The following is a 688-nucleotide window of genomic DNA, read 5'->3' on the forward strand; positions in this document are numbered from 1 at the left end:
AACACCAACACCGAACGACCGGAAACCAACCCGCCGCCGGACACCGCAGCACCCTGCGACAGCGCCTTCACCCCACCGAGCAGCTCGCTCCGGTCCCCGCCCACCACCACCGCACGGTGCTCGAAGGACGCACGCCCCACCGCCAACGAGTAACCCACGTCCGCCGGATCGAGCCCGGGCTCGGCCTCCACCCGTGCCGCCAACGCCTCTGCCTGCGCCTGCAGAGCCTCCGCACTGCGCGCCGACACCGGCCACACCACCGCCCGAGGACGCCGGTTACCCTCCACCGCCCCGACCGGGGCCTCGGCCGGCGCAGACTCCAGGATCACGTGCGCGTTGGTCCCACTGATGCCGAAGGAGGACACACCCGCCCGGCGCGGACGTCCCGTGTCGTCCCACGCACGGGCCTCCGTCAGCAGTCGGCCGGCTCCCGCCGACCAGTCCACCTCGGGCGTCGGAGCGTCCACGTGCAGCGTCTTCGGCATCACCCCGTGCCGCATCGCCAGCACTGACTTGATGACCCCCGCCACACCCGCCGCGGCCTGGGCATGGCCGATGTTCGACTTCAGCGAGCCGATCCAAACCGGACGGTCCGCGGGCCGGTCCTGACCGTACGTCGCCAGCAGCGCCTGCGCCTCGATCGGGTCGCCCAACCGCGTCCCCGTACCGTGCGCCTCCACCACGTCCA

Annotated in this window: 1 protein-coding gene; it reads right to left on the minus strand. The window is 72.5% G+C overall.

Annotation, left to right across the window (positions count from 1 at the left end; all coding sequences use genetic code 11):
* The coding region (locus BI06_RS45285; protein ID WP_043479115.1) for a ketoacyl-synthetase C-terminal extension domain-containing protein at nucleotides 1-688 on the minus strand (688 nt) is incomplete at both ends.

The organism is Kitasatospora sp. MBT66, from assembly GCF_000710405.2.
In the GTDB taxonomy this organism is placed as follows: domain Bacteria; phylum Actinomycetota; class Actinomycetes; order Streptomycetales; family Streptomycetaceae; genus Kitasatospora; species Kitasatospora purpeofusca.